19 protein-coding genes and 2 tRNA genes are annotated in these 24,213 nt (G+C 43.2%); 16 read left to right on the top strand and 5 right to left on the bottom strand.

What is annotated here, in order from left to right:
- Positions 1-40: 40 nt before the first annotated feature.
- Positions 41-325, bottom strand: a complete 285-nt coding sequence (locus IDJ75_RS08540; RefSeq protein ID WP_191175208.1) for a hypothetical protein — start codon at positions 323-325, stop codon at positions 41-43.
- A 147-nt stretch (positions 326-472) separates the two neighbouring features.
- Here IDJ75_RS08540 and IDJ75_RS08535 point away from each other — a divergent pair, with 147 nt between their 5' ends.
- The 9 genes from IDJ75_RS08535 (at position 473) to IDJ75_RS08495 (ending at position 8,718) form a co-directional block, all read left to right on the top strand.
- The gene (locus IDJ75_RS08535; protein ID WP_191175207.1) at positions 473-1,156 is read left to right on the top strand and encodes an MgtC/SapB family protein; all 684 of its coding nucleotides are present in this window, start codon (positions 473-475) and stop codon (positions 1,154-1,156) included.
- A 244-nt stretch (positions 1,157-1,400) separates the two neighbouring features.
- Positions 1,401-3,050, top strand: coding sequence for an MAC/perforin domain-containing protein (locus IDJ75_RS08530; protein ID WP_191175206.1), 1,650 nt, complete (start codon positions 1,401-1,403; stop codon positions 3,048-3,050).
- A gap of 238 nt (positions 3,051-3,288) precedes the next feature.
- A tRNA-Pro gene (locus tag IDJ75_RS08525) sits at positions 3,289-3,362 on the top strand.
- A 105-nt stretch (positions 3,363-3,467) separates the two neighbouring features.
- Positions 3,468-3,923, top strand: a complete 456-nt coding sequence (locus IDJ75_RS08520; protein ID WP_191175205.1) for a hypothetical protein — start codon at positions 3,468-3,470, stop codon at positions 3,921-3,923.
- Between the two features lie 922 nt (positions 3,924-4,845).
- Entirely contained in the window at positions 4,846-5,250 is a 405-nt protein-coding gene (locus IDJ75_RS08515) for a DUF2262 domain-containing protein (protein WP_191175204.1), read from the top strand.
- A 62-nt stretch (positions 5,251-5,312) separates the two neighbouring features.
- Positions 5,313-5,386, top strand: a tRNA-Pro gene (locus IDJ75_RS08510).
- A gap of 150 nt (positions 5,387-5,536) precedes the next feature.
- Positions 5,537-6,751: a glycosyltransferase family 87 protein gene (locus IDJ75_RS08505; protein WP_191175203.1), complete on the top strand. Its 1,215-nt coding sequence runs from the start codon at positions 5,537-5,539 to the stop codon at positions 6,749-6,751.
- Positions 6,752-6,960: 209 nt separating this feature from the next.
- Positions 6,961-7,914 carry a glycosyltransferase family 2 protein gene (locus tag IDJ75_RS08500; RefSeq protein ID WP_191175202.1) on the top strand — a complete coding sequence of 318 codons (954 nt, stop codon included), beginning with the start codon at positions 6,961-6,963 and terminating at the stop codon, positions 7,912-7,914.
- A 3-nt stretch (positions 7,915-7,917) separates the two neighbouring features.
- A complete protein-coding gene (locus IDJ75_RS08495; protein WP_191175201.1) occupies positions 7,918-8,718 on the top strand; it encodes a polysaccharide deacetylase family protein in 801 nt (266 codons plus the stop codon).
- A gap of 9 nt (positions 8,719-8,727) precedes the next feature.
- Here the strand turns inward: IDJ75_RS08495 and IDJ75_RS08490 are convergent, their stop codons facing one another.
- The 3 genes from IDJ75_RS08490 to IDJ75_RS08480 form a co-directional block, all read right to left on the bottom strand.
- Positions 8,728-10,338 (bottom strand): L,D-transpeptidase family protein, encoded by a 1,611-nt coding sequence (locus IDJ75_RS08490; RefSeq protein WP_191175200.1) that lies wholly within the window; start codon positions 10,336-10,338, stop codon positions 8,728-8,730.
- Positions 10,339-10,367: 29 nt separating this feature from the next.
- Positions 10,368-11,318, bottom strand: coding sequence for a hypothetical protein (locus IDJ75_RS08485; protein ID WP_191175199.1), 951 nt, complete (start codon positions 11,316-11,318; stop codon positions 10,368-10,370).
- 86 nt (positions 11,319-11,404) lie between these two features.
- A complete protein-coding gene (locus IDJ75_RS08480) occupies positions 11,405-12,274 on the bottom strand; it encodes an OmpA/MotB family protein (RefSeq protein WP_191175198.1) in 870 nt (289 codons plus the stop codon).
- Between the two features lie 139 nt (positions 12,275-12,413).
- Between IDJ75_RS08480 and IDJ75_RS08475 the strand changes: the two genes are divergently transcribed.
- The gene (locus IDJ75_RS08475) at positions 12,414-12,875 is read left to right on the top strand and encodes a lipocalin/fatty-acid binding family protein (protein WP_191175197.1); all 462 of its coding nucleotides are present in this window, start codon (positions 12,414-12,416) and stop codon (positions 12,873-12,875) included.
- A gap of 3 nt (positions 12,876-12,878) precedes the next feature.
- On the opposite strand, the gene IDJ75_RS08470 is transcribed toward IDJ75_RS08475, so the two are convergent.
- A complete protein-coding gene (locus IDJ75_RS08470) occupies positions 12,879-14,372 on the bottom strand; it encodes a sialate O-acetylesterase (protein WP_191175196.1) in 1,494 nt (497 codons plus the stop codon).
- Between the two features lie 449 nt (positions 14,373-14,821).
- Here IDJ75_RS08470 and IDJ75_RS08465 point away from each other — a divergent pair, with 449 nt between their 5' ends.
- The 6 genes from IDJ75_RS08465 (at position 14,822) to IDJ75_RS08440 (ending at position 24,207) form a co-directional block, all read left to right on the top strand.
- Entirely contained in the window at positions 14,822-16,435 is a 1,614-nt protein-coding gene (locus IDJ75_RS08465; protein ID WP_191175195.1) for a M28 family peptidase, read from the top strand.
- A 5-nt stretch (positions 16,436-16,440) separates the two neighbouring features.
- Positions 16,441-17,634: a threonine synthase gene (locus IDJ75_RS08460; protein ID WP_191175194.1), complete on the top strand. Its 1,194-nt coding sequence runs from the start codon at positions 16,441-16,443 to the stop codon at positions 17,632-17,634.
- Between the two features lie 369 nt (positions 17,635-18,003).
- Positions 18,004-18,399 (top strand): VOC family protein, encoded by a 396-nt coding sequence (locus tag IDJ75_RS08455; RefSeq protein WP_191175193.1) that lies wholly within the window; start codon positions 18,004-18,006, stop codon positions 18,397-18,399.
- A 97-nt stretch (positions 18,400-18,496) separates the two neighbouring features.
- Positions 18,497-21,235: a DNA ligase D gene (gene ligD, locus IDJ75_RS08450; protein WP_191175192.1), complete on the top strand. Its 2,739-nt coding sequence runs from the start codon at positions 18,497-18,499 to the stop codon at positions 21,233-21,235.
- Between the two features lie 474 nt (positions 21,236-21,709).
- Entirely contained in the window at positions 21,710-22,072 is a 363-nt protein-coding gene (locus IDJ75_RS08445; RefSeq protein ID WP_191175191.1) for a BlaI/MecI/CopY family transcriptional regulator, read from the top strand.
- Positions 22,069-24,207, top strand: a complete 2,139-nt coding sequence (locus IDJ75_RS08440; protein WP_191175190.1) for a M56 family metallopeptidase — start codon at positions 22,069-22,071, stop codon at positions 24,205-24,207. Before IDJ75_RS08445 ends, IDJ75_RS08440 begins: the two co-directional genes overlap by 4 nt.
- Positions 24,208-24,213: the final 6 nt, after the last annotated feature.

The following is a 24,213-nucleotide window of genomic DNA, read 5'->3' as shown; positions in this document are numbered from 1 at the left end:
AAATGGCCGGTGGGTAATTTAAATCCGCCGGCCATAAACATTACTTACAATATCCGCAGGCAGCAACACCAGGCTCCTTTAAATCATCGTACTGGGCGCAAACGGCCTGCACCTGCTGGCTGGATAAGGGCTTCTCGTCAAGGCAGCGGTAGGCATAGGCCGCTCCACAAAAAGCATCAAGCTGTGCATCGTCTATATGCTTATATGCATCAGCGCAAATGCCGCTTACCTCTTCAAAATCGTCATCATCATCTTCCTTTTCGCAAGCAACAAAGGCAGCTGTTGTGGCTAATAGCGCAGTAATAAAAAGTGCTTTTAAACGCATAAATAATTGTGTTAAGGTTTAGGATAATTTATTGTATGTTCAAAAATACCCCAATAAAAATCCGTCGGCAATACCCAAAAATGGGTAGTTTTAAAATATTGGTGTTTAAATAACATACATTAGCAGTTACATTTTATAACCAATGCTATGATACCATTATCTGAAATTGTGATGCGCCTTGCACTGGCATCATTGCTGGGCAGTATTATTGGGTTGGAAAGGCAGCGCCGCGACTGGGCCGCCGGGTTGCGTACACACATGCTGGTTTGCGTGGGTTCTACACTGGCCATGATCGTATCTATGGATGGTTTTGGCGATGTGCTGAATAAACCCGGCATCATGCTCGATCCATCACGCGTGGCGGCACAGGTCATCAGCGGGATTGGCTTTTTGGGGGCGGGCACTATTTTGTTTATGAAAAGTGAAATTGTAAAAGGCCTTACCACCGCCGCCGGTTTATGGACGGTTGCAGCCATTGGCCTTGCAGTAGGCGGGGGCTTATACCTGCCGGCAACAATAGCCACAATTATTGTATTCATCATATTAGCGGCCATAAAACCAATTGAGCGCAGGCTGTTTAACCACAACAAATACACTGGTATTACCCTAACGGTTGCCCGCAACCAAATAGATATGAAAAGTATAGAAGATGTGCTGCAGAAACATCAGATCGTCGTCAACGAAGTACGGATCTCATCAGCAGATGGGGAGAACGACAGCATTAGGATCTCTATTCAAAAGGTAAATTCAAAAGACCCGGTTTCGCTTACCTTATTGCACGATATGCAGCAAATAAACGCGGTTGGTACGGTGGCGTTTGTTACGGCGTGATATTGCAGAAGGCCTTGCCGAATTAATTCCCATTATTATATTTATAACCGAAATTTTCGGGATGTAGCTTTATGCAAAAGGGGAAATTCACCCTGTTATTATATTTAAACAGGCATTAATTTCGCAATACCTAAACCAATAAGCTAACATGACAACAGAAAGTATCACACCCACAAACGGGCCATCGCTCACCAAGCAGGCTACAGCATCAACACCTATCAATTTTGTGCTGCAATCCTTTAATGTGTTTAACCCTATTATTGCCGAGCAACCAAACTTAGTGCTCAGCTATCTTTCCAATTATTTAAAAGCGACCTTAACTGATGACGAGGTAAACATTCAAACGGTTAATGAATCCTTCGTTTCTTATTATAATGAGCTTGAATCATCCCAATCATCTTATACCGAGTTTGCTGCAGCCGTGGGTATTAAGGGAAGTTATGGCTTCTATTCCGGATCTGTAAAAGCAAGCGTCGATTCTAAAACCTATGAGGCCTCCACTAATTTCAATAGCAGCTATAATGCAACTATAAATTGTGGTACAGTGACATTTTATAAACCAGCAGATATTGCCGCAATAAGAGCCTGTTTACAAACCGAGCTTTGTATCGCTCTTGATGGCATCAGCTCTCTTAGCGATGCAAAAATGTTTACCGGAACTTATGGTACACATCTTGTACTTGGATTAAATTTGGGTGGTTGCATTCAATTAAAATCCGAAGCGCAAACCAATAGCTACCAAAGTCAGCTGGAAATGTCGCAATCTGTATCAGCAGCCTATTCAGGAGCGATTAGCATTAGCGCAGTAGCTACAGCTGCTGAAAATTTGGTAAATAACAGCGCCTTATCCACGCTCCAAAAATCGATATATACATCGGGAGGAGATAGTAATATGGCCGCAGCTATAGATTTAACAAATTCTGACACACTTATAGCCTGGGCCGATACCTGCACTGATAATACTTCGTATGGCATTACAGAAGCCATAGAGATCTGGAAACTTACAACAGGGAATGCTCAAAAAATTTTAAAAGAGTATATCCATCTTGTAATATTGGCACAAAGCATTAATTACCCCACCATATTTACAGCCAAAACACCACTCATGGGAGGAACATTGGTTAATACACAGGCAGTAGCAAATGATGCGAATTTCAGAATTATTGGCGGAGGTGCTTATCTGGAAAGCAACGTAAGCAGCTTTTTGGTAAGTTCTTATCCTCAAACAAATAATGTTAGCAGCAATATAAACAGCTGGTCGGTAAGCTCGCACGATATAGCAACACTGGCCTCTTCCAGCAATTATTTAACGGCTTATGCAATTGCCATATACGATCCAAGTTATGGTATCGATGAAGGCTTATTGGGAGTACAGATGACCACAGCACAAGGCACCAATTCGGGCCCGGGCATGGATCAGGCTACCGCCTCAATAGATACGGATTATTTAATTGCCGGTGGAGGCATTCAAGCTTCAATAACCGGAGGTTATTTAAAGTTCATAATGGCTAGTTATCCATCCGGCAATAATTCATGGTCGGCCACTCATTCTGACTATGAACAGGCGGCATCCGGTGTAACATTAACGGTTTATGCAATAGGTATAAAAAGTAATAATACAGCTTTAGTCCTTACATCTTCGGGCATTATTTCGACTGGGACCAACAGCAATCACGGCAATCAAACTACTTCATTGGGAGAAGGTTATTTCATTTTAGGAGGAGGCGTGTCAGTAACGGATACACAAGGGGGCTTTGGTAATCTGGTACAACAATCCTTCCCTTCATCTGCCAACAGTTGGACAGAATATAACAAGGATGATTTGGGTGAACCGACATCTGCAAATTGTACGGCTTATGCATTTGGTCTTACAGCTACTTTAAACATTGATTAATTATAATTTGTTGTTTATCCGCGCAATAGCGTAAATTTTTGTTGTTTGTATTCGTTATTTACGATATAATTCAAAGATTTGCTCAAGTTGTTTTTCAGAATCAAACCGTATACGATAACGGCAGGCGCTTCCCGAAGGGCCTGCCGTTATACAAAAACATATATGTGATTTATTCTGCAATCAATATTCAATCCTTGCCGAATTAATTCCCATTATTATATTTGTAACCGAAGTTTTTCGGGATGTAGCGTAGCCCGGTATCGCGCCAGCATGGGGTGCTGGAGGTCGTGGGTTCGAATCCCGCCATCCCGACGGAAAAAGTAACAGAAAGAGAGCATATTTGAAAGGATTTGATAACCGATTGAATATGCTTTTTTGCTGATTGTTGACCTTTAAACTGTCATAACAACCCCTATTATGGCTACATTAGCAATTGTACTTAAAACAAAACAACGGTTATCAAACAATGAGTTTGCCGTTGCCTTAAGGTTAACTCACGATCGATTAAGCAAATACTACTCAATAAGTATGCTTGTTACTAATCAAACTTTAAAGTTTCGATGTAAGGCCGAGGACTGGAAGTCGGCAGAAATAGAGGACAATGGATTAGGCAAATTTCGAAAGGCGCATTTATCCTATAAAGAGTGCAATGCCATTCTACAAACAAAGCTAACCGAAGCCCAATCAATACTAAAGGGGTTCGATGAAGGGAAAGAGGTATTTAGCTTTGAATTGTTTGAGGCTCATCTTAAACAAAAAGAACACACTCGAACCGCCATCCCGACTTCAACATGTCACAGCAAATTGAGAAACCTGCCTTGGCCTAAACGGGTTATAGGAAAAAGTGTTAACAAGGCTCGAAAAAACCGATGATTCGTTTGGTGATAATAAGCCTGGTGGCTGCATGTTCTAAACTTTTACAATGGGTTTGTGCAAGTATAACTATATTAGCATTTGATTATTTATCATATGACTTATATAGGTTTCTTTCCAGAGGGTAATTGGATTGGGGATAATAACTTAGGGTATCTTTCGAAGATACCAAGAATTGAACTATTAGCAGAAAGCACATCCGATGGTAGACGACAATACAAGTTTAAGTTTGTATCTGATGATGGAGAACCTAAGTTTTTAACGGTCGGTGGATTTCAGCTTTTAGACGCTGGTAGAATAATGTGGGACATCTATAGTAAAACCGATAAGTGTACATTGACATCTGTGAACTCAGATTAAATCAAACGTTTGAACACGTTATAACCGTTAAGGACAGCCCCCATGATGTTTATGGAATAATACTACCCTTCTTAAGAGAGTTGGATACTTACGGAAGTTATAAAGCGTTCCTAACGGCGATGGATAACGCAGCACTTGAAAAGGAGAATGCAAAGCTAAAACAGCAGTTAGAAGAGTGTAAGAATAAGTTAAGTGAGTGAAGATGATTATTTGGCAAAGTTAGGCACTAGGAACAACACAAGGCAAGGAATTTCCAGTATAAACACAAGCCCTTGTACTACCTTATTCCATTCCTCCTTGCATTTAGTTTTTCCTTACGCCTGTATGGGCATCATAATCATTCATTCACTAAACTAAAACAGATATGGAAAACACAAAACAGATTAGTAAATTTAAATTGTTTACCTCTTTGTTTACCCCTCGAAAGGAACAAAGCGAAAATACAGCGTTTATTAATCAATTTAACAACAATTAAGACGATATACGGCAATCATGGGGTGCTGGAGGTCGTGGGTTCGAATCCCGCCATCCCGACAAAAACAACTAAACACCTATCCAAAGTATGAATTTAAACTTCAATGCTGAAACCAGTAACTTTACAGGTACTCTTACTTATAATCACGGGCAATACGAAATCACCCTGGTTGATTTTGATACAGATGACCTGGAAAAGGCCGCCCATTTAGCAACGCAAATAAATAACTGGCTAAACAGCAACCTCAACCAGGTAAAGCAGTTTGCAGCAAATGCGCTTATCGAAGATAAAAATAGCGAGTGGCTGGAAGAAAATGAAGCGCCTGTTAGTGAAGAGGCCTTTATGCAAACCATTGAATTTAAAGGTGTACTGGCATTTTCTGAGGGAAGCTTTGAAATATATTTTAACGACAATGATCTGTTTTGGGGTCACACGATAATAGTTGACGTTGACCAGGATTTTAACCTATCAGGCGTAAACATCGGAGGTTAATTTTATAAGATTTAATTTTCCCCTTGACAATACTTTTTATAAAGTTACATTTGCAACCCTTTCGGGATGTAGCGTAGCCCGGTATCGCGCCACATTTGGGATGTGGAGGCCGCAGGTTCGAATCCTGCCATCCCGACAACAAGCGATACTCAATAAACAATAAGGCCTTCTAAATATATACTTTAGAGGGCCTTGCTGTTTAGCCTGTAGGATGTACTATATTACCATATATCCTAAATTTGCCCGTTCTTTAGCAAAAAACGCACATGTCAAATACCCCTAAACCATGTTTAAAGCAAGTAGTATAAAAACCTATCTCCCAGGTGTAAAACAAGGCCTCAACAAATTAATTTACAATAAACGATTTGTATATACCATTTGGTTTGGAATAGGGCTCTTTATTGTATTGCGCGGGTTAATAAGCCATCAGCCACCCAATAACTACCTTATTTTTAAGCATAATTTTTTAAATGTAATACACCAGCAGAGCCTGTATACCCCACAGCCCGAATATTATTATGACCGCAATCATTACGGGCCGGTTTTCTCGCTGATTATAGCCCCATTTGCTTTATTGCCCGATGGCGTTGGGGCAATGCTTTGGGTACTGTTTAATGTTTTTATATTGTTCAAAGCCTTCCAGGTGTTGCCAATTAAGAATAATGGTTATCTCATTATTATGCTGTTGTGCGCTAATGAGATAATCGCTTCATCAATTTTTTTTCAGTTTAATCCCATCATCACCGCGCTAATTATATTCAGCTTTTATTTTATCAGGAAAGAAAAAGACTTTTGGGCTGCACTAATGATAGCATTAGGAACATTTACCAAATTATACGGGATAGTTGGCTTGGCATTCTTTTTCTTTTCTGATCATAAGCTGAAATTAATAGCCAGTCTTGTTTTTTGGTCGGTAGTGTTATTTGTATTGCCAATGGCTATATCTTCGCCCGAATTCATATTAAAAACATATTCGGCATGGTACCATGACCTGGTGGCGAAAAATGCGGAAAATGCAGGGTCTGACATGCAGGATATTTCTGTAATGGGGATCATTCGCCGGGTTTTTAATATTCCCGGGTTTCAAAGCATATATGTTATAGCTCCGGCTATGTTTCTGTTCGCCTTATCTTATATAAGGATAAAGTATTTTAAGTCGGCCAGGTATCAGTTGCTCATCCTCGCTTCGGTGTTAATTTTCACCGTCATATTCAGCAGTTCGGCCGAATCGGCTACGTACATCATTGCTTTTAGCGGAGTTGCCATCTGGTTTATGAATGTAAACCGCCCGGTTACTATTCTGGAGATTTCTCTATTGGTTTTTGCAATCGTAATTACAAGCTTTCCGTTTGCCGATGTTTTTATAAAAAATATCAGTGTCACTTATATCCGGCCTTATAAATTAAAAGCGTTACCATGCCTGCTGATATGGCTAAAAATTATATACGAAACCCTTACCGCTAAATTTTCTGACGAAGGAAGCCCGGAAGTTGTTCAATAGCGTTTCATCAACTCATCAACACATTGTTATCAACCAAGATAAAGAAGAAAAATAACCATTTGATTGTTATATATGCCCGTATAGTTACGTAATACTTTAATTGTAACGTTTTTGTTGTGATTTGTCCGTTCGTTGTAATGTTTTAGTTACGCAGCCTTGTGCTTGTAACATTTAAATTACAGTGGTATCTTTACATCATCAATACCCCTATGCGTAAGATCTCTATAATTATCCCTGCTCATAATGAAGAGCGTAATATCAGTTATATGGTTAGTGAGCTTCAAAAGCTTTTTAGCGATATTAACTATACTTACGAGTGTATTTTTGTTGACGACGGCAGTACCGATAATACTTTAAATGAAATAAAGGTGCAGCACGAAATGCATCATCATGTTTATTTTATTGAACTGTCCAGAAATTTCGGGAAAGACCGAGCGCTGCAAGCGGGTATCGAGTTTGCCAATGGCGATGCCGTTATTACAATTGATGCTGATATGCAGCACCCGCCACGTTTAATAATTGAAATGATAAGGCTTTGGGAAAGCGGCTACGACGTTGTTTATACCTATCGCGAAAAGGCAAACGAGCATGTTAAATCATTTCAGAAGGTGGCATCTAAACTATTTTATAAGGGCGTTAATATGCTGTCTGAAATTCAGATGGAAGATGGCATTGCCGATTTCAGGCTGATAGATAAAAAAGTTGTTGCGGAGCTGAAACAGATAAACGAGTACGATATCTTTTTCAGGGGCATGATAAAATGGGTTGGCTTTAAACAGAAAGGAATACCATATACTCCGGCCGCGCGATTTTCCGGCGAGGCAAGTTATTCAATTTACAAGTTGTTTAAATTAGCGCTTAATAGTACAATGTCTTTTAGCGTACGCCCTTTATATGCGGCCACGTTTATAGGCCTTATTTTTTCGCTTTCATCCCTTTTATATATTCCTTATATACTTATAAGTCATTTTTTTGGTTTAATAGCGGTTTCCGGGTGGGCCTCACTTATTGCTACCGTCGCTTTTTTTGGAGGGTTACAGTTATTTGTATTGGGCATTATAGGCATGTACCTGGGTAAATTATTTATGCAGGCAAAACAACGCCCCAATTATATTGTACGTACAACCAATTTGCTTGGTATACCTGAAGAATTATCCGCATAACCAATGATCTTACTGGGTTTTGATTTAGAAGAGTTTGATTTACCGGCCGAATATGGCATTAATATCAGTTTTGAGGAGCAGCTTTCGGTTTCTACAGAGGGGGCTGTCGCCGTACTGGATATTTTGCGGTCTACGGGAGTTAAGGCAACATTTTATTGTACGGCTAACTATGCTGTTCATCGCCCAGAGGTTATTTCACAGATTGTAAATGAAGGGCATGAAATAGCTTCGCATGGCTTTTTTCATTCGGCGTTTGCAACAGAAGATCTGTTGCGGTCTAAATTGAAGCTGGAAGAGTTATCCGGAACCCAGGTAAATGGGTTTAGGATGCCCCGGATGATGCCGGTAAGACCTGATGAATTAATAACGGCTGGGTATAGCTATAACTCGTCTACCAATCCTACCTGGCTGCCGGGCAGGTATAATAATTTCAGCGACCCCAGGACCTGGTATCACCATCATCAGCTACTGGAGCTTCCCGCATCTGTATCACCGGTAATACGTATCCCTCTTTTTTGGTTAAGCTTTCACAACCTTCCCCTTCCACTTATCAAATGGCTGGCATCGGCTACGTATAAAAAAGATGGTTATCTAAACCTGTATTTTCATCCATGGGAATTTACAGATCTGGATCAGAACAATAAATTTGGCCTGCCCCGGTACATCATTAATAATTCCGGGATATCATACGTTGACCGCATTTCAAGGTTTATCAGATGGGCACAAAGCAAAGGCTACCCGTTTGCAAGTACCCGCGACTTTGTTGAATTGATAAATGCAGAACAACACGTTTTTTCAGAATAAGCCAGGGCACTATGGTTTCATCAGCATTTTTAAAAGGGGTTCATCCCGCTGATAAATATCATCCCTGAAATTAAGGGCCCCATTATGGTCAACAAATGCTGTAAAATAACCTATATAAACGGGGATCTTTTGTTTTAATACAACCGTTTGCTCTACACCACGGTTCATTGCAGCGCGAATTTTTTGCGGGGTCCAGCGGGGGTTTTGTTTTAATAGCCGTTCCGCTAACTCTTCGGGTTTCTCTACCCTGATACAGCCGTGGCTAAAAGCCCGTACATCCTCATTAAAAAGCGATTTGGATGGAGTATCGTGCAAATAGATGTTATTGGAGTTTGGGAAGATGAATTTCACCAACCCTAACGAATTTTCTTTACCGGGCAGCTGTCTTACATTGCCGCCATTCCATTCCATGTGGTGATTAGCCAGGTAGTTTGGGTTGCGTGTAATGCCTGGTTTAACTTCTTTTTGAATGATGCTGGGCGGGATATACCAATACGGGCTAAACACAATGTATTGCAGGTGCCCGCTAAATATTACAGTTTTGGTCATTGATTTCCCAACTACTACGCTACAGGCCCATTCGGGGCTGTTGTTTATATAATAGTGTAGTTTAAATTCGGGGATATTAACCAGCAGAAATTCACTACCGTGGTCGTCTGCCGGTATCCAGCGCATTCGCTCCAGGTTTACAATTATTTGGTTAATACGCTGATGTAACGGCACATTTATCTGTTTCAAAAAAGCGCTGGTTATTTTCCCATCAGGTTTAAGGCCATGCCGGTCTTTAAAATGCATAACAGCATTGATAAGCAGCGTATCGTAAACGTTTGAAAAATTAACCGTCGAATCGCCAAGCTGCCTGAGCCTGTTTTTTAGTTGAACAAACAATGCAGAGGTATCGCCAGGCGACAATATATTAAGCGGGCTTTTTGAAGGTAAAAGGATATCCGGCCCCGATTTTTCAACTTGCTGATAATGGTTAAGAGCCTTTTTTAGCATCATATACTGCGGTATTACCGCAACCTGCTCTATGCTGCCTGCATCGCTTTTAAGGTTGTGCGCCAGCAAATCCGTGTACGAAAGTTTTTTACGTGGCAAATACCACCCCATATCGGTTGCTTTATCAGCCTCGGCACCACCCCATACATTTTTAGCATAGTTAAAATACTGCCCGGTCAGCATCAACTCGGTGGTGATAGATGGTGTTTTATCTTTGCCCGACTGAGAACTTTCAGTCATTTTTAAAAGAGCCTCTTTATAAGGTATCTCCTTTAATATACCGTCGTTTTGCTGAATGCTAACATGGTTAATGAGGTTGCCGGCCGATTCTGTCAATCCCTTGCTATCATACCACACATAGTGGTATTTGTTGATACGGTAAAACTTGGCGTATTCGGCTGCGAAACCATTTAAGTTGGGGTGCGCTTTTAAAAAATCGGTTATTGCGGTACTGTCAAACTTAAGCTGTGGCGCGGCGTTAAAATTACCTTTAATAAGCGTGTCGGCATGGCTTAAAGGTGCTTTAACTTGTTTCTTGCCCGCCGTATTCTGGCATCCATAATTCGTGCACAGGATACAAAAACATAGCAGCAATACAATAATAAATGTTGGTCGCATCATTTTAACGATTGATAAAATCTCGAATATACCTAAATAGTGCCGGATATAGGGGCGATGGTTGGAGTATTGCCATCGCGGCTTTTAAATTCATAAAGGATATAGGCATCCTCTGCCGGTCCATTAATACACCTTAGCCAGCTTTGCCGCGCAATAATGGGCGAACATGGACCGTAAGTAAAAATACGTATGGTTCTTTTAAGCGATTCTTTTTTCAACACCTCCAGCATTTGCTGCATCATCGCACCTCCAAAAGGGGTGTACATAAAAAATACGGTACCACCGGTATAATCGCCGATTTGCGCTTGTGTATTAATAAAAGCGACGTTGGCGAGGTTTAGTTTTGATGCACAGGTGGTTGCGTAATCACAATAAGCCGGCTCACATTCAACCCCTGTTGTTTTGGCGCCGGATAACAAGTTTACCAGGATGGGCACCAGCCCAAGGCCCGAGCCGATATCAAAAAAAATATCACCGGGCATTAGCCGGGCACGCTCTGCCAGCTCTAAAATTATCCTTGCAGGGGTTTGCTGGTAAAACACCATTTCTTGTTCGCGTTCTACGGTTGCCTGGGGCGGGTGGCGGTGAAATAGCAACCCGTTTATAAAAAGATCCAGGGTATCGTACCCAACCTTATTTGGCGGACTAAAGTCCCCGCCGCAGTAGTTACAGATCATCTTTTTAAAAGTCCCTTCAGCATAATTACCGGAACGGATCTGTTCCCTAAGCGCCTTAAATAAGCGCCTGTCTGTTTCTTCCAGCCGGTATTTTGCTTTTTCGGCACACTGTTTTAGTTTTTCAAGTTCCGCATCCGTTGCGCCGGGTAGTAAGGCGTCTATGCGGTCGATGATATGGAAATCAATAAGATCAATGGCTTTGGCGCGGTCGTTAAAATGAGTATCCAGGCAAATATTCGCATCGTCGTGTATGTTTTGGATATCATATCTGATTTCGGATAGGATGGCTGTTAATTCATCACTCATTACAGCTAAAGGTAATACATCATTACAAAAGTTATGGCAACAAAAAAGGCGACCTGAACAGGCCGCCTGTATAAAATGTTGTTTTATTATTGTTTTGCCGGTGTTGTCTCAGGCGCTTTACCTATCAAATCCATAAACTGATCCAGTTTTGGCGTGATGATAATTTGTGTACGCCTGTTTTGCGATTTACCGGACGGTGTACTGTTGTCGGCAATTGGGTTGTACTCGCCACGGCCACCAGCGGTTAAGCGTTTAGGGTCAACCTGGTAAGTGGTTTGCAGGGCCATAACAACCGATGCCGCCCTAAGGGCACTCAGGTCCCAGTTATTGCGAATGTTTTTCTGAGAGATTGGCACATTATCGGTATTACCTTCTATCAGCACATCATAGTTGCTGTAATCTTTAATGATCTTGGCTATTTTGCTCAGTGTTTCGCCTGATTTGTCAGAGATCTCGTAACTGCCCGATTTGTAAAGCATATTATCGGCCAGTGAAATATACACCACGCCTTTTAACACTTTAACATCAACATCCTGCATTTCCGACTGACTTAACGAGCGTGTAAGGTTATTGGTTAACACCATGTTAAGCGAATCGCTTTTGTTTTTAGCGTTCACCAGTTGCTGTATGTACCGGTTAGAGCTATTGATCTCATCAACCAGTTTAGAAATATTTACGTTACCCTGCCCGCTTGAGGTTAAGCACTTGTCAAGGGCGGATTGTAACTGCTTGTTGTTTGAGCGTTCAGAGGCCAGTTGGTCATCCAGGCTTTTTACACGGTCCTGGGCAACGGCAAAGTTGCGTTCGGTAAGTAAGTATTTACCGCGAAGGTCGCGGGTATTGCTGTCCAGCTTATCGTAACTGGCTTGCAGATCTTTATATTTTTTGCTGCTTACACAGCTGGAGGCTACCACCGCTAACATAAACATCGCGGGTATCAAAAATCGAATTTTCATATACAGGGGTTTTGGTTAAAAAATTAATTACTAATTATTTAACGAAAGATACAACATAAAGTTTTAAATGGGATGTCCGGGCGTTCTCTTAGTCGGTTTTTTACTAAAAAATTATATATTTGAGGGACTAAACCTCATTATGAAGAAAACGACATTCATTTTTCTTGCTATTATTATTGCACTGTTCAGTGCGTGTAAAAAGGAAAACACCACAGTAATTACCCCAGAAAAGCCCGATAATTTTTTTACATATGATACCGATTCTCATACGGTAGTAAGTAGTAGTCGCTCTGTTGATATGTTTAATCACCCGGTAATTATATTTAAAGCAGAAGATAAATGGTCTTTGACGTTGACATTCAAAAACTATCCAACGGCGTCAGGCACATATCAATTGAGCTCTGATATTGAAGATAATGAATTTCGCCTGTCAGGGTCTGACAAGTATGGAGCATCTTTTAATTATCAGAGGAGCCCGATTCCTGTTGAGATAAAGGTTAATGCTTCCGGAAAGATATCAACAACCATCCCGGAAATTTTTGCAGGTGCTGCCTCGCCAAGTAATTCATACAAACTTACAGCTACCCTTTACGAAAAGTAATCATTAATTAGCCCAACTATCCGTCCGGAATGGCTCCATGGGCAAACCCGCAGCATTTTGTAGATTGGTTATAGGAAAATTGGTAAAAGCATAGCGAACGGCAGCCACAGGTAGCGGCGTTCCGTTAGGCGCGGTTAAAATTATTTTATCGCCGCTTATTGTTGCTGTGGCTTTACGGAATACCTGATCGGCCCCGGCTACAAAAAAGAACTGATTGATGGGGGCATTGCCGATAGTATTTAAACCCGTAGCGGTGCCGCTTGTAAAGTTTACTGTAACAGAATTTCCATTTGGCGTAAAGGATGCATACTGTGGCCCTACAGATTGCACAGGTTTACCATAGGTATTACTCAAAGCCAATAAGGCAAGCCGGTCACCAACTTGTTTTTTATATTTAGGATGGTGGTTGGTTACTTCCCCCGCATCCATGGTTATCACCATGCCTGCTGCGGGTACACTGGTGCGCACATTAGCCTGTGTTTCGCGGAATTTGGCCAGATAGTTTAGGGTGGGGTTGCCGCCGCCGTCATCATCAAAAGGGGTTATCTGCACATAATAAAAAGGTAGTTCGCCCTGGTTAAATTCTGCCCGCCATCCTTTTATCAATGCCGCATTTAGTTTGGTATAATCGGTTAGTGGCGCCATTTTCTGGTTATTTTCGCCCTGGTACCAGGTAAAGCCTTTAACCGATAGCTTGGTTATAGGGGCTATCATTCCGTTAAACAGTGCAGAGCTTTGGTTCTGGCCAATATACCCGGATAACTGCGGATCGTTTTGCAGGGCGGCTTTATTGGTCCATGTTTCGCACCAGCTGCCGTTAACCGATGATACAATAATACCGATAGGCACTTGCAGGTCAACATGTAATTTTCGTGCAAAAAAATAAGCTGTGGCGCTTAAAGAGCCGGCATTTTCCGGCGAGCACACCACCCAGCTTGCCGGGTTGGAAAAATCAGCCGCCGGGGCGGGCTCATAATCCTCTTTAACCGTGTACGACCGGATCTGCGGGTAATTAGCCGCGGCAATTTCTGCCGCATAATTTTCAACACCTCCAAATGATGGCGCCAACGGGCCAACGGGCATATTCATGTTTGATTGACCTGCGCAAACCCACACATCGCCAATTAAAATATTATTATAAGCAACATCTTTTTCGCCGGGAGTGGCAATACTCAATGTTTGAGGCAACGCATTGGCCGGTGATGCCGGGATATAAGCCTCCCATGTTCCTGCGGCCGTTGAGGTTGCCGTTATGGGCGCATTATTCCAGCTTGCGTTTATGGTAATTACAGTTGTTGGTTTTGCGGTGCCCCATATTTTAGCGGGTTTGTCGCGTTGTATAACCATATTGCTTTGCAACACTTTGGCTACGCTAAATACCTCATAAGTTACGGGGGGCTGGGTTGGTGGGGGCACAATAGTATGGGTAGGACTATCTTTTTTACAACCGGCAATAATAAGCAGGCATACCAGGCATACAAACAGGCGTTGTTTCACGGTGTTAAAAATAACATAAAATTTAATTGAGGAGTTGGTTATGGATAAAAAGTTTGTGAAGCGATTGATAAACCGGATGTTGGCAGTTTTATTTTTTTAAAGGAACAAAGATGTTATATCTTAATTTATCATCTGATCAGCAAATAACAAGCACACAATTTAAACTGGCGGCTGTGGGCAGTTACGGAGCGGTCTCTTATAAAGGAATAGTTAAAACCATCAATTTTACAATCGATGGTCAAGTAATGACTATACAAATACCCGAACTTACATTAACAAGCGATACAGATACCCCCCCCAAAGCGTCCAGCTTAGCGCTTCTATATTTATTCCAAAGTAGCCACCAAGGCTCAATTTAGTTTCGTTGGTAACGCAGTATCGGTAACAATATCGATAAGTATTTGTTGATGGATAAGGTTTTAATAACTTGCTCCGTTAACTAATAAGTCATGAAAAAAAAATACAGCCCCATACTTATAACCAGCCTCGCTCTGCTGGCCCAAATCGGGTTTGCACAGGATGTAAAACTTTCTCCCGAAGTTAAACAGGCTATGGACGCGGTAAGCGCCGATAAAATAAAAGCGGACATTACTTACCTGGCCGACGACAAACTAAAAGGCCGGGGCCCCGGTACCGAAGGTTACCAGATGGCGGTTGATTACGTGATTGACCAATTAAAGGCGGTGAATGTAAAACCTGCCGGCGAGGATGGAACGTGGTTGCAAAAAGTACGCCTGCGTAAGGCCACTCCGCAAGATGCCCAGTTAGCCATAAATAACCAGCCTGCGGCAAAAGGCAGTTTCGTGTTTTTCCCTAACCCGGCAGCTGCTCAAATAAACCTCACTGCCGGGCTGGCATTTGCCGGCTATGGCATTAGCGAACCAGGCCTTGGGTATGATGATTATGCCGGGCTTGATGTAAAGGGCAAGGTGGTGATTGTTTTACGCGGCGCGCCCGAAAAATTCCCGTCATCGGTTATGGCGCATGTAATGAGTACCGATAATATTTTAAAAGTAGCGGCAAACCACGGCGCGGCAGGTGTTTTTATAGCGCTGCCGGGGGCAAATGCACGCGTACCCGATCTGAGCCGTGGTTCGTACAGTGTATTGGGCCATAATGGTGAGGTTGTTGTATCTGCCACCTACAATAAAAAAATAAGCGTATTGGCAGCAATAAATGCGGCTGTTTTAACCCCGTTAATGCAGCAAGCCGGTAAAGATATCCGGCAGATAACTGACCAGCTTAAGGCCGGTACGCCGGGTTCTTTTGTTATCGATTCAAAAGTAACGCTGAGCTATGCCTCAACCTACCAGGATATTTTAAGCTATAATGTAATTGGTAAGATAGAAGGTACGGATGCTAAACTTAAAAGCGAATATGTTATCCATAGTGCCCACCTTGATCATTTAGGGATTGGCAAACCTGTAGAAGGCGATTCTATTTACAATGGCGCACACGATAATGCATCGGGCACGGCCAGCGTGTTGGGAATTGCCAAAATCTATAGCCAGATAAAAGCCAAGCCAAAACGCTCCATCTTATTTGTACTGATGACCGGCGAAGAGATGGGCGACCTTGGGTCGGGTTATTTCGCAAAACACCCAACCGTGCCCGTTAAAAGCCTGGTGGCCGATGTAAATACCGATATGCCTACTATTATTGCGCCATTGCTTTCTATTACGGCATTAGGTGCCGAGCACTCATCATTGGCTAACCAGGTTACGCAGGCGGCAGGTTACCTTGGGCTTGAGGTTCAGCCCGACCCCGAACCCAAACAGGTACGCTTTGTGCGCAGCGACCAATATAGTTTTGTATTGGCCGGTATCCCCGCCCTGCATGTAAAATACGGTACAAAAACCGCCGATGGTAAAAATAACCTGAACGACTTTGTAGCCACCTGGCGCGCCAAATACTACCACAAACCGCAAGATGATATCAACGGCATCTTTGATTTTGAGGCGGGCAAAAAATACGCGCAGCTTAACTTCCTGATAGGTTACCTGGTTGCGCAGGACCCGGTAAGGCCAACATGGAACAAAGGCGATATATTTGAAGTGAAATAAGGACTATGACAAGTAATACCGCGATAGGAACAGGATCGAGATTAATAAATTTGAAATGCCCGGCATGCGGTGCCGAATATGATGCATCTGTACCAAACACATTTTGCAGGGTGGAGGGATGTAACAGCACGCTGTTTGCCCAGTATGACTTAAGCCTGCCGCTTGATAAAGCTATTTTAAAAGACCGGCCCGCAAGCATGTGGCGCTACCGCGAACTGCTGCCGGTTATGGGAGAAGAAAACGTTGTTACCATGGGCGAAGGGTTTACGCCCCTTATCCCCATAGAAAACCTAAAGCATTTTACCGCAGGCAATGATGTTTACTGGAAGAACGAGGCAGGTAATCCAACAGGCTCATTCAAAGCCAGGGGGATAGGCATGGCGGTATCAAAGGCGAAAGAATTAGGCATAAAAACCATAGCCACACCAACGGCGGGCAATGCCGGCGGGGCATTGGCTGCCTACGCAGCAAGGGCAGGCATCAAAGCGGTGGTATATATGCCCAAACTAACCCCGCAGGTTTTTAAGGATGAATGCCGCCTGTATGGTGCCGAATTAGTGGAGGTTGACGGCAATATAGCCGATTGCGGCAAGCTTGTTGCAGATGGCGCCGCAGAACACGGCTGGTTCCAGATCTCGACACTGAAAGAGCCCTATCGCCTGGAGGGCAAAAAAACCATGGGTTTTGAAATTGTCGAACAATTTAACTGGCAACTGCCAGATGTGGTATTTTACCCAACCGGCGGCGGTACCGGGCTTATCGGCATCTGGAAAGCCTTTGATGAATTGGAGCAGCTGGGCTGGATTGGCAGTAAGCGCCCGCGCATGGTAGCGGTGCAATCCGAAAGTTGTGATGGTATTGTAACTGCGTTTAACGGCGGGCAAAGCAGCGCCGAATTTGTTGACGGCGGCTTTACTATTGCCAACGGCCTGCGCGTACCAAAATCATTTGCCGACAAGGTGATACTTAAAGTACTGCGCGATAGCAAAGGCACCGCACTATCCATCAGCGATGCGGATATGAACACTGCCGTAAAAGAAATAGCCCGTAAAGAAGGCATGTTGATAGCTCCCGAAGGAGCCGCGCTGTGGCAGGCATACAAAAAGCTGAAAGCTTCGGGCTGGATCCAACCCGGCGAAAGTGTGGTGATGGTGAATACCGGCAGCGGTTATAAGTATCTGGAGAATATTACTATATAGTATGTCTAAATCTGTTACTTTGTAAGAAAAAAGAAATGGCGAAAATTTTTAGAGTAACAGAAAGCCCGAGTAATGACGTAATCTATGTAAATGCTGATCATGTAATCGTGTTTTTTGAAGAAACTGATGCGGATGGAACATCTACTAAGATAAAACTATCGGATGGATCCAGTTTGAATGTTCGGGAAACGGTTGCGCATGTTCAAAATTTATGCAGTTAAAGAAAAAAGCCAGGCCAAACCTGGCTGTTTTCTTTAACTGCATGTTTTTTATTCGCATTACGCCCCTAACTTGTCGCGTTTACGCCCTTTAATATCAATTAGCTGGCCGCATATTTGTGTTATAACAATAACCAATAAATCAAACGTCATGTTAAAAGATTCAAAAGCATTCAGCGGCTTTTCGGTAAATGATATTGATGCTGCCAAAGCATTTTACGGCGAAACCTTAGGCCTGCAGGTTGATAAAAATGAAGAGATGGGCGGCATGCTCACCATCCATATCAATGGCAACAATAATAATATTTTGGTTTACCCCAAGCCAAACCACCAGCCGGCAACTTATACTATTCTGAATTTCCCGGTAAAGGACGTAGAAGCAACCGTAAAAGAGCTGGCCGCCCGCGGTGTAAAATTCGAGATCTACGATAGTGAATATTTAAAGACAGACGAAAACGGCGTATCTAAAGGAAATGGCGGCCCCACTATTGCCTGGTTTAAAGACCCTGCCGGGAATTTCCTGTCGGTAATTGAGACGGAACCTTAAACCGTTAAAAGCGAGCCGGATGATATATATTCGGCTCGCTTTTAACAAAAACCATATCACAGGCAAAATGTTAAATTAATAATTAACATGTACTGCTATGAGCCTGGAAAAATATGCCGCTAAGCGCGATTTTACAAAAACCGCCGAACCCAAAGCCGGAATAAGCAAGGATAAGAATAAGCTGATGTTCGTGATCCAAAAGCACGACGCGTCGCGCCTGCACTATGATTTTCGGCTGGAGATGGATGGCGTATTGAAAAGCTGGGCAGTGCCCAAAGGCCCCTCAACAGATCCCAAAAACAAAAGGTTGGCCATGATGGTGGAAGATCACCCGTTTGATTACCGCAATTTTGAGGGCATTATCCCAAAGGGCGAATACGGTGGCGGTACAGTTATTGTTTGGGATGAAGGCACCTACGAACCCATCGAAGAGATAAAGGGCGGCAAAAAAGCACAGGAAAAGCACCTGTTGAAACAACTTAAAGAAGGCTCACTAAAAATAAAGCTCCACGGCGAAAAGCTGCAAGGCGAATACGCCCTTGTTAAAACCCATGGTATGGGCGAGAACGGCTGGCTGCTCATTAAACATAAAGACGATTTTGCGTCTGCTGCGGATATTACCAAAAAAGATAAATCCGTCCTTTCCGGTAAAACCATCGAAAAGATGGAGAAGACCAGCGAAAAAGTATGGAAAGATGGCGGGGAACAGGACGTAGAAGAAGAAAAACCAAAAAAGACAGGATCAAAAAAAAAACTCCATGAGCCGGTAGCCGATCTGGAAGAAAGAGCGGAGGAAACTACCACCAGTAAGATAGATACAGAAGCGATTCTGAAAAAAGCACCAAAAAGCAAAATTCCAACCGGGATAAAACCTATGCTGGCCACCCTGGTAAACGAACCCTTTGACGACCCGGATTGGGTATACGAAGTAAAATGGGATGGTTACCGCGCGCTTGGTTTTATTAACAAAGGCGAGGTGCAGCTGCTATCGCGCAATAATAAAGATTTTAACGAGAAGTATTACCCGCTGAAAAAATTGCTGGAAAGCTGGGAGATCAACGCGGTTATTGATGGTGAGATACTGGTGCTGAATAACAAAGGGGTTTCCAACTTTGGCGCACTGCAAAACTGGCGCAGCGAAGCCGATGGCGAACTGGTACTGTATATATTCGACATCCTGTGGTATGAGGGCAAAAACCTGATGGGCTTGCCGCTGATAGAACGACAGGCCATTATGCGCAAGGTTATCCCCACCGATGACGATAGAGTACGCCTGAGCCAGATCTTTAAGGCCAACGGTACCGAGTTTTTTGAGGCTGCCGGTAAAATAGGGTTAGAGGGCATCATGGCTAAAAGGGCAAGCAGTACTTACGTGCCTGACAATCGCTCTAAAGACTGGCTGAAAATAAAGATCAATAAACGGCAGGAGGTGGTTATTGGCGGCTACACTAAAAATGAGGGGACGGCCAAGCAATTTAGCTCACTGTTGCTTGGTGTTTACGAGGGCGGGAAGCTGCAATATGTTGGTAAAGTGGGCACCGGTTTCTCTGATAAGCTACAGAAGGAAATGATGGCGAAATTTGACGTTCTAAGGGCGGAAAAAAGCCCTTTTGGCTACGAACCGGACGTGAATAAGCCGTCGAGGTTCCGTCCAAATCCGCCGAAAGCCAAGGCCACCTGGTTAAAGCCCGAGTTGGTTTGCGAGGTGAGTTTTGCCGAAGTAACCAGCGATGGCGTGTTCCGCCACCCGTCATTCGAGGGCATGCGGGATGACAAAAAGGCGAAAGATGTAGTACGCGAAACAGAGGTGGAAACCGACGAAATAGTAGACGAAGGGCATCATGCCGAAAAGAAAACCGATCCTAAACATAAGTTGGTTAGCGCACCTAAAGGAGACGCGAAACGTACGCTTCTTAATCCCAAAGAAGAAACTCAGGTAAAAAAGATCTGCGGGCACGACCTTAAATTTACACACCTCAGTAAAGTTTACTGGCCAGAGGACGGCATCACCAAGCGGGATATGTTTAACTACTATTACCAGGTGGCCGAGTATATTTTGCCGTATCTGAAAGATAGGCCGCAATCGCTTAATCGTTTCCCTAACGGCATACACGGGCCAAGCTTTTACCAGAAGGATGTACGCGGAAAATCGCCAGAGTGGGTGAGGACGTTCCCTTATACCACCAGTGAGGGTGAGGATAAAGATTACCTGGTTGGCCATGATGAAGCCACCTTGCTTTGGATGGCATCTTTAGGATGCATTGAGATGAACCCCTGGTTTAGCCGCATCCAGTCGCCGGACAACCCGGATTATTGTGTCATAGATCTCGACCCAGACAAAAATACATTCGACCAGGTCATACAGGCCGCACAAGAGGTAAAGAAAGTACTTGAGGCCATTGATGTTCCCAGCTATTGTAAAACATCGGGCTCTACAGGTATGCATATTTACATTCCGCTGGGGGCTAAATATGACTATGACCAGTCGCAGATGTTTGCGCGGCTCATTGTAAACATTGTACATCAGCAGATCCCCGATTATACCTCATTGGAGCGGATGGTGAAGAACCGCGATGGCAAAATGTACCTGGATTTTTTACAGAACCGTCCGGGGGCTACTATTGCCGGTCCATATTCGCTTAGGCCAAAACCCGGCGCTACCGTTTCTATGCCCCTGCATTGGGATGAAGTAAAACCCGGTTTAACCATGAAGCATTTTACCATTCATAATTCCATTGCCCGGTTAAAAAAGGAGGGCGATCTGTTTAAAGGTGTTTTGGACAAGGGAATTGACTTAGAGAAAACGATTAAAAAAGCGCAAAGTATATTCCAATAAGTGTTCACGTTCACCGCCGTGGCCGAATGCGAATATCAATAAACGACTGATAATAAGGTGTTTTTGAATTTGGCTGCTGGCAAAAATATCCTTTACTGTCGCGAGTTTAGCGTAGCGTAACTCGTGATGTGGCACAAAGTAAGCTTTCAGCTTACGACAGCTGAAAGCTGTAGCCATGCCGTATCACGAGCTGAAAGCTCGCGACAGCGGTAAATTATTCCGTAAAGCGTCCACGCTTTACCGTGAACCACTTTACGCTAAAATCCCCCTGTCCTAAATGATTACCGGCTGACTATCCCTCTACAACTTATATGGCGGCTATAAGTGCTTTGCTATCGCTCAGCATAGCAACCTGTTTAGTGAAAATTATCAATCTATAAATCAATTAGTTAAGTTGCTTTCCCAAAGAAATACTAATCAATTAGTTGCAATACTAATTGATTAGTATTAAACTTGTTTTATAATTTAAATTTTATGCAAAAACTGGCTAAGCGCGAAGAACAAATAATGCAGGTGTTTTGGAAACTGGGGAAAGCTTTTATCAAAGAGATCATCCCCGAAATGCCCGACCCAAAGCCGCATTATAACTCGGTAGCTACCATGGTGAAGATACTGGAGGAGAAGGGGTTTTTGGATCATGATACTATCGGGAACATTTACCACTACTATCCAAAAGTTACTCGCGAGGAGTATCAGAAACATGCTATGAAGGATATTGTGAGCCAATACTTTGATGACTCGTACCCGAGCATGCTTGCCTTTTTTGCCAAAGAACAGAAAATTAGCGAACAGGAACTTGAAGAGATATTAAACCTGATTAAAACCAACAAGAAATGATACCATACGTATTGCATGTTGCATTGCTGATAGGCTTTTGCCTTTTGTTTTACAAGTTGTTATTGCAAAAGGAAACCTTTCATCATTTAAACCGCTGGGTGCTGCTGGCTTGCCTGGCCCTGACATTTGTGCTGCCATTGCTGCGTGTGCCGCAACAGTGGGCTTTACGAAAAACGACCGGGGTTGCTGTAATACCATCTCCGAACCTGAACCAATCGCCGCAAAAACCGGTGCAGTTTACAGAGCACCCCGAGCCGCAGCCTGTAAAGCCAACGGTAGTGCCGGTAAAAGAAACATCGGTTACCGAAACGGCTACCGCGCTTATGCCGCAACTTTTAAAATGGGCATTATGGCTTTACTGGTGCGGGGTGGCGGCCTTTGGGTTAAACTTTTTACTGCAGGTTGTGGTGCTGGTACGCCAGGCGTATAAAAGCCCTGCCATACAGGATGGGCAGTTCCGTATTGTAGAACTGGATACAGATAAAGCCCCATGCTCTTTCGGTAACTATATTTTTATAAACCCGGCTAAATACGATTGGGATACCTACAGCCAGATATTACTTCATGAGAAGATCCACGTTAAACAGGGGCACAGCTTTGATTTGTTATTGGCCGAGCTGATGCTGGTGTTTCAGTGGTTTAACCCGTTTGCCTGGCTATACCGTAAGGAACTGGAGAATAACCTTGAATATTTAACTGATAGCGATATACTAACTCATAACGAAGTAGAAAGGGAAATGTACCAAATGAGCCTGCTAAAGGTATCGGTACCCAACCTGTCGCTTCGGATAACAACCAACTATAATCAATCACTCCTTAAAAAACGAATTGTTATGATGAACGCAAAACGATCAAACATACATACCACCTGGAAATACTTTTTCCTGCTGCCGCTGATGGCATTTTTAATGTGCGCTTTTAATGAACCAATGGCAAGCCGCCGCCCGGTAGTTGTAAAAAGCGAAACAAATTACGTTGTTTCAGATACCGAACAGGAAGGTAGCTGGAAAGCAACCATAAATGGTAATAAGGTAGATATACAGTTTTATAATGAAGATAATAAAAACCACATGAGTAACAGTAACTTCCTGTTAAGTGAGTTTACATCGTTACCAAGAACCGGCAACGGCGATTTTAAACTGATTCGCGAAGCTGGGACGATGAATTTTACCGGCAGATTTGACGGCAACAAAGGTAGCGGGCATTATAAGTTTGTAAGCAATGCCGAATATGTTAAATACCTGCAAAGCCAGGGCATAAAGGGTATTGAAAAGAACGACGAGATGGCCTTTTTTATGATCAACATTAAAAAGAGTTATGTTGCCATGATGCACCGCCAGGGGTACAAAAACCTGTCGAAAGGCGACTTGATTGCCACCGCAGCCCTGGGTGTAGATGAACCTTACATTGTATCGTTAAAGCAGAATGGTTTCCCGGATATTAGCGAACAGGACCTGATAACCGGAAGGGCAATGGGTATTAACGGCGCTTTTATTGCCGAGATCTGCAAGGCGGGTTACCCCAACGCCTCATTTGATAAATTGGTAAGCTTTAAGGCACAAGGCATAAACGGAGAATACATTACCAAGTTTAAAAATGCACGCACCGGAACAGCAACCCCTGCTAATGTTAAGCCGAAGAACCACGCGTCAAAAGCAGATGAGGATAATGCCGATGATATGATTGCCTACAAAGCCTTAGGTGTAGATGATGCGTTTGTGAGCGGCTTAAAAAAAGCAGGCTTAACCAACCTGAGCAGCAGCGACCTTACCGGCATGAAAGCCGTTGGTGTTACGCCGGAGTATGTGCAAAGCTTTAAAAATGCCGGGTATACAATGGGGTCGGAGGACTATGTATCGATGAAAGCATTGGGTATAACTCCCGAGTATTTGAACGGATTTAAAAATGCCGGCTTTAAAATAAATGCCGACAAAGCGGCGGGCCTAAAAGCATTAGGTGTAACGCCAGAATATGTGAAGAGCTTTAAAGGCATGGGTTTTGGCGATATTTCTTTAGATGATGCAACCGCGTTGAAAGCTTTGGGCATAACCCCGCAGTATATCACAGATATGCGCGAAAAGGGCTTTAAATCAAACGATATCAATAAGTATATCACCATGAAAAGCGCCTTTTAATTAGTT

Source organism: Mucilaginibacter rigui (genome assembly GCF_014773275.1).
GTDB classification, from domain to species: domain Bacteria; phylum Bacteroidota; class Bacteroidia; order Sphingobacteriales; family Sphingobacteriaceae; genus Mucilaginibacter; species Mucilaginibacter rigui_A.
Note: the sequence above shows the minus strand (reverse complement) of the source record. Positions and strands in the feature narration are given on the sequence as shown.

Coding starts and splice junctions, on each gene's coding strand:
- IDJ75_RS08480 (WP_191175198.1), bottom strand. CDS start 12,274: ATGAAAATTCGATTTTTGATACCCGCGATGTTTATGTTAGCGGTGGTA.
- IDJ75_RS08460 (WP_191175194.1), top strand. CDS start 16,441: ATGACAAGTAATACCGCGATAGGAACAGGATCGAGATTAATAAATTTG.
- IDJ75_RS08485 (WP_191175199.1), bottom strand. CDS start 11,318: ATGAGTGATGAATTAACAGCCATCCTATCCGAAATCAGATATGATATC.
- IDJ75_RS08445 (WP_191175191.1), top strand. CDS start 21,710: ATGCAAAAACTGGCTAAGCGCGAAGAACAAATAATGCAGGTGTTTTGG.
- IDJ75_RS08455 (WP_191175193.1), top strand. CDS start 18,004: ATGTTAAAAGATTCAAAAGCATTCAGCGGCTTTTCGGTAAATGATATT.
- IDJ75_RS08490 (WP_191175200.1), bottom strand. CDS start 10,338: ATGATGCGACCAACATTTATTATTGTATTGCTGCTATGTTTTTGTATC.
- IDJ75_RS08495 (WP_191175201.1), top strand. CDS start 7,918: ATGATCTTACTGGGTTTTGATTTAGAAGAGTTTGATTTACCGGCCGAA.
- IDJ75_RS08500 (WP_191175202.1), top strand. CDS start 6,961: ATGCGTAAGATCTCTATAATTATCCCTGCTCATAATGAAGAGCGTAAT.
- IDJ75_RS08440 (WP_191175190.1), top strand. CDS start 22,069: ATGATACCATACGTATTGCATGTTGCATTGCTGATAGGCTTTTGCCTT.
- IDJ75_RS08535 (WP_191175207.1), top strand. CDS start 473: ATGATACCATTATCTGAAATTGTGATGCGCCTTGCACTGGCATCATTG.
- IDJ75_RS08465 (WP_191175195.1), top strand. CDS start 14,822: ATGAAAAAAAAATACAGCCCCATACTTATAACCAGCCTCGCTCTGCTG.
- IDJ75_RS08540 (WP_191175208.1), bottom strand. CDS start 325: ATGCGTTTAAAAGCACTTTTTATTACTGCGCTATTAGCCACAACAGCT.
- ligD (WP_191175192.1), top strand. CDS start 18,497: ATGAGCCTGGAAAAATATGCCGCTAAGCGCGATTTTACAAAAACCGCC.
- IDJ75_RS08475 (WP_191175197.1), top strand. CDS start 12,414: ATGAAGAAAACGACATTCATTTTTCTTGCTATTATTATTGCACTGTTC.
- IDJ75_RS08515 (WP_191175204.1), top strand. CDS start 4,846: ATGAATTTAAACTTCAATGCTGAAACCAGTAACTTTACAGGTACTCTT.
- IDJ75_RS08505 (WP_191175203.1), top strand. CDS start 5,537: ATGTTTAAAGCAAGTAGTATAAAAACCTATCTCCCAGGTGTAAAACAA.
- IDJ75_RS08520 (WP_191175205.1), top strand. CDS start 3,468: ATGGCTACATTAGCAATTGTACTTAAAACAAAACAACGGTTATCAAAC.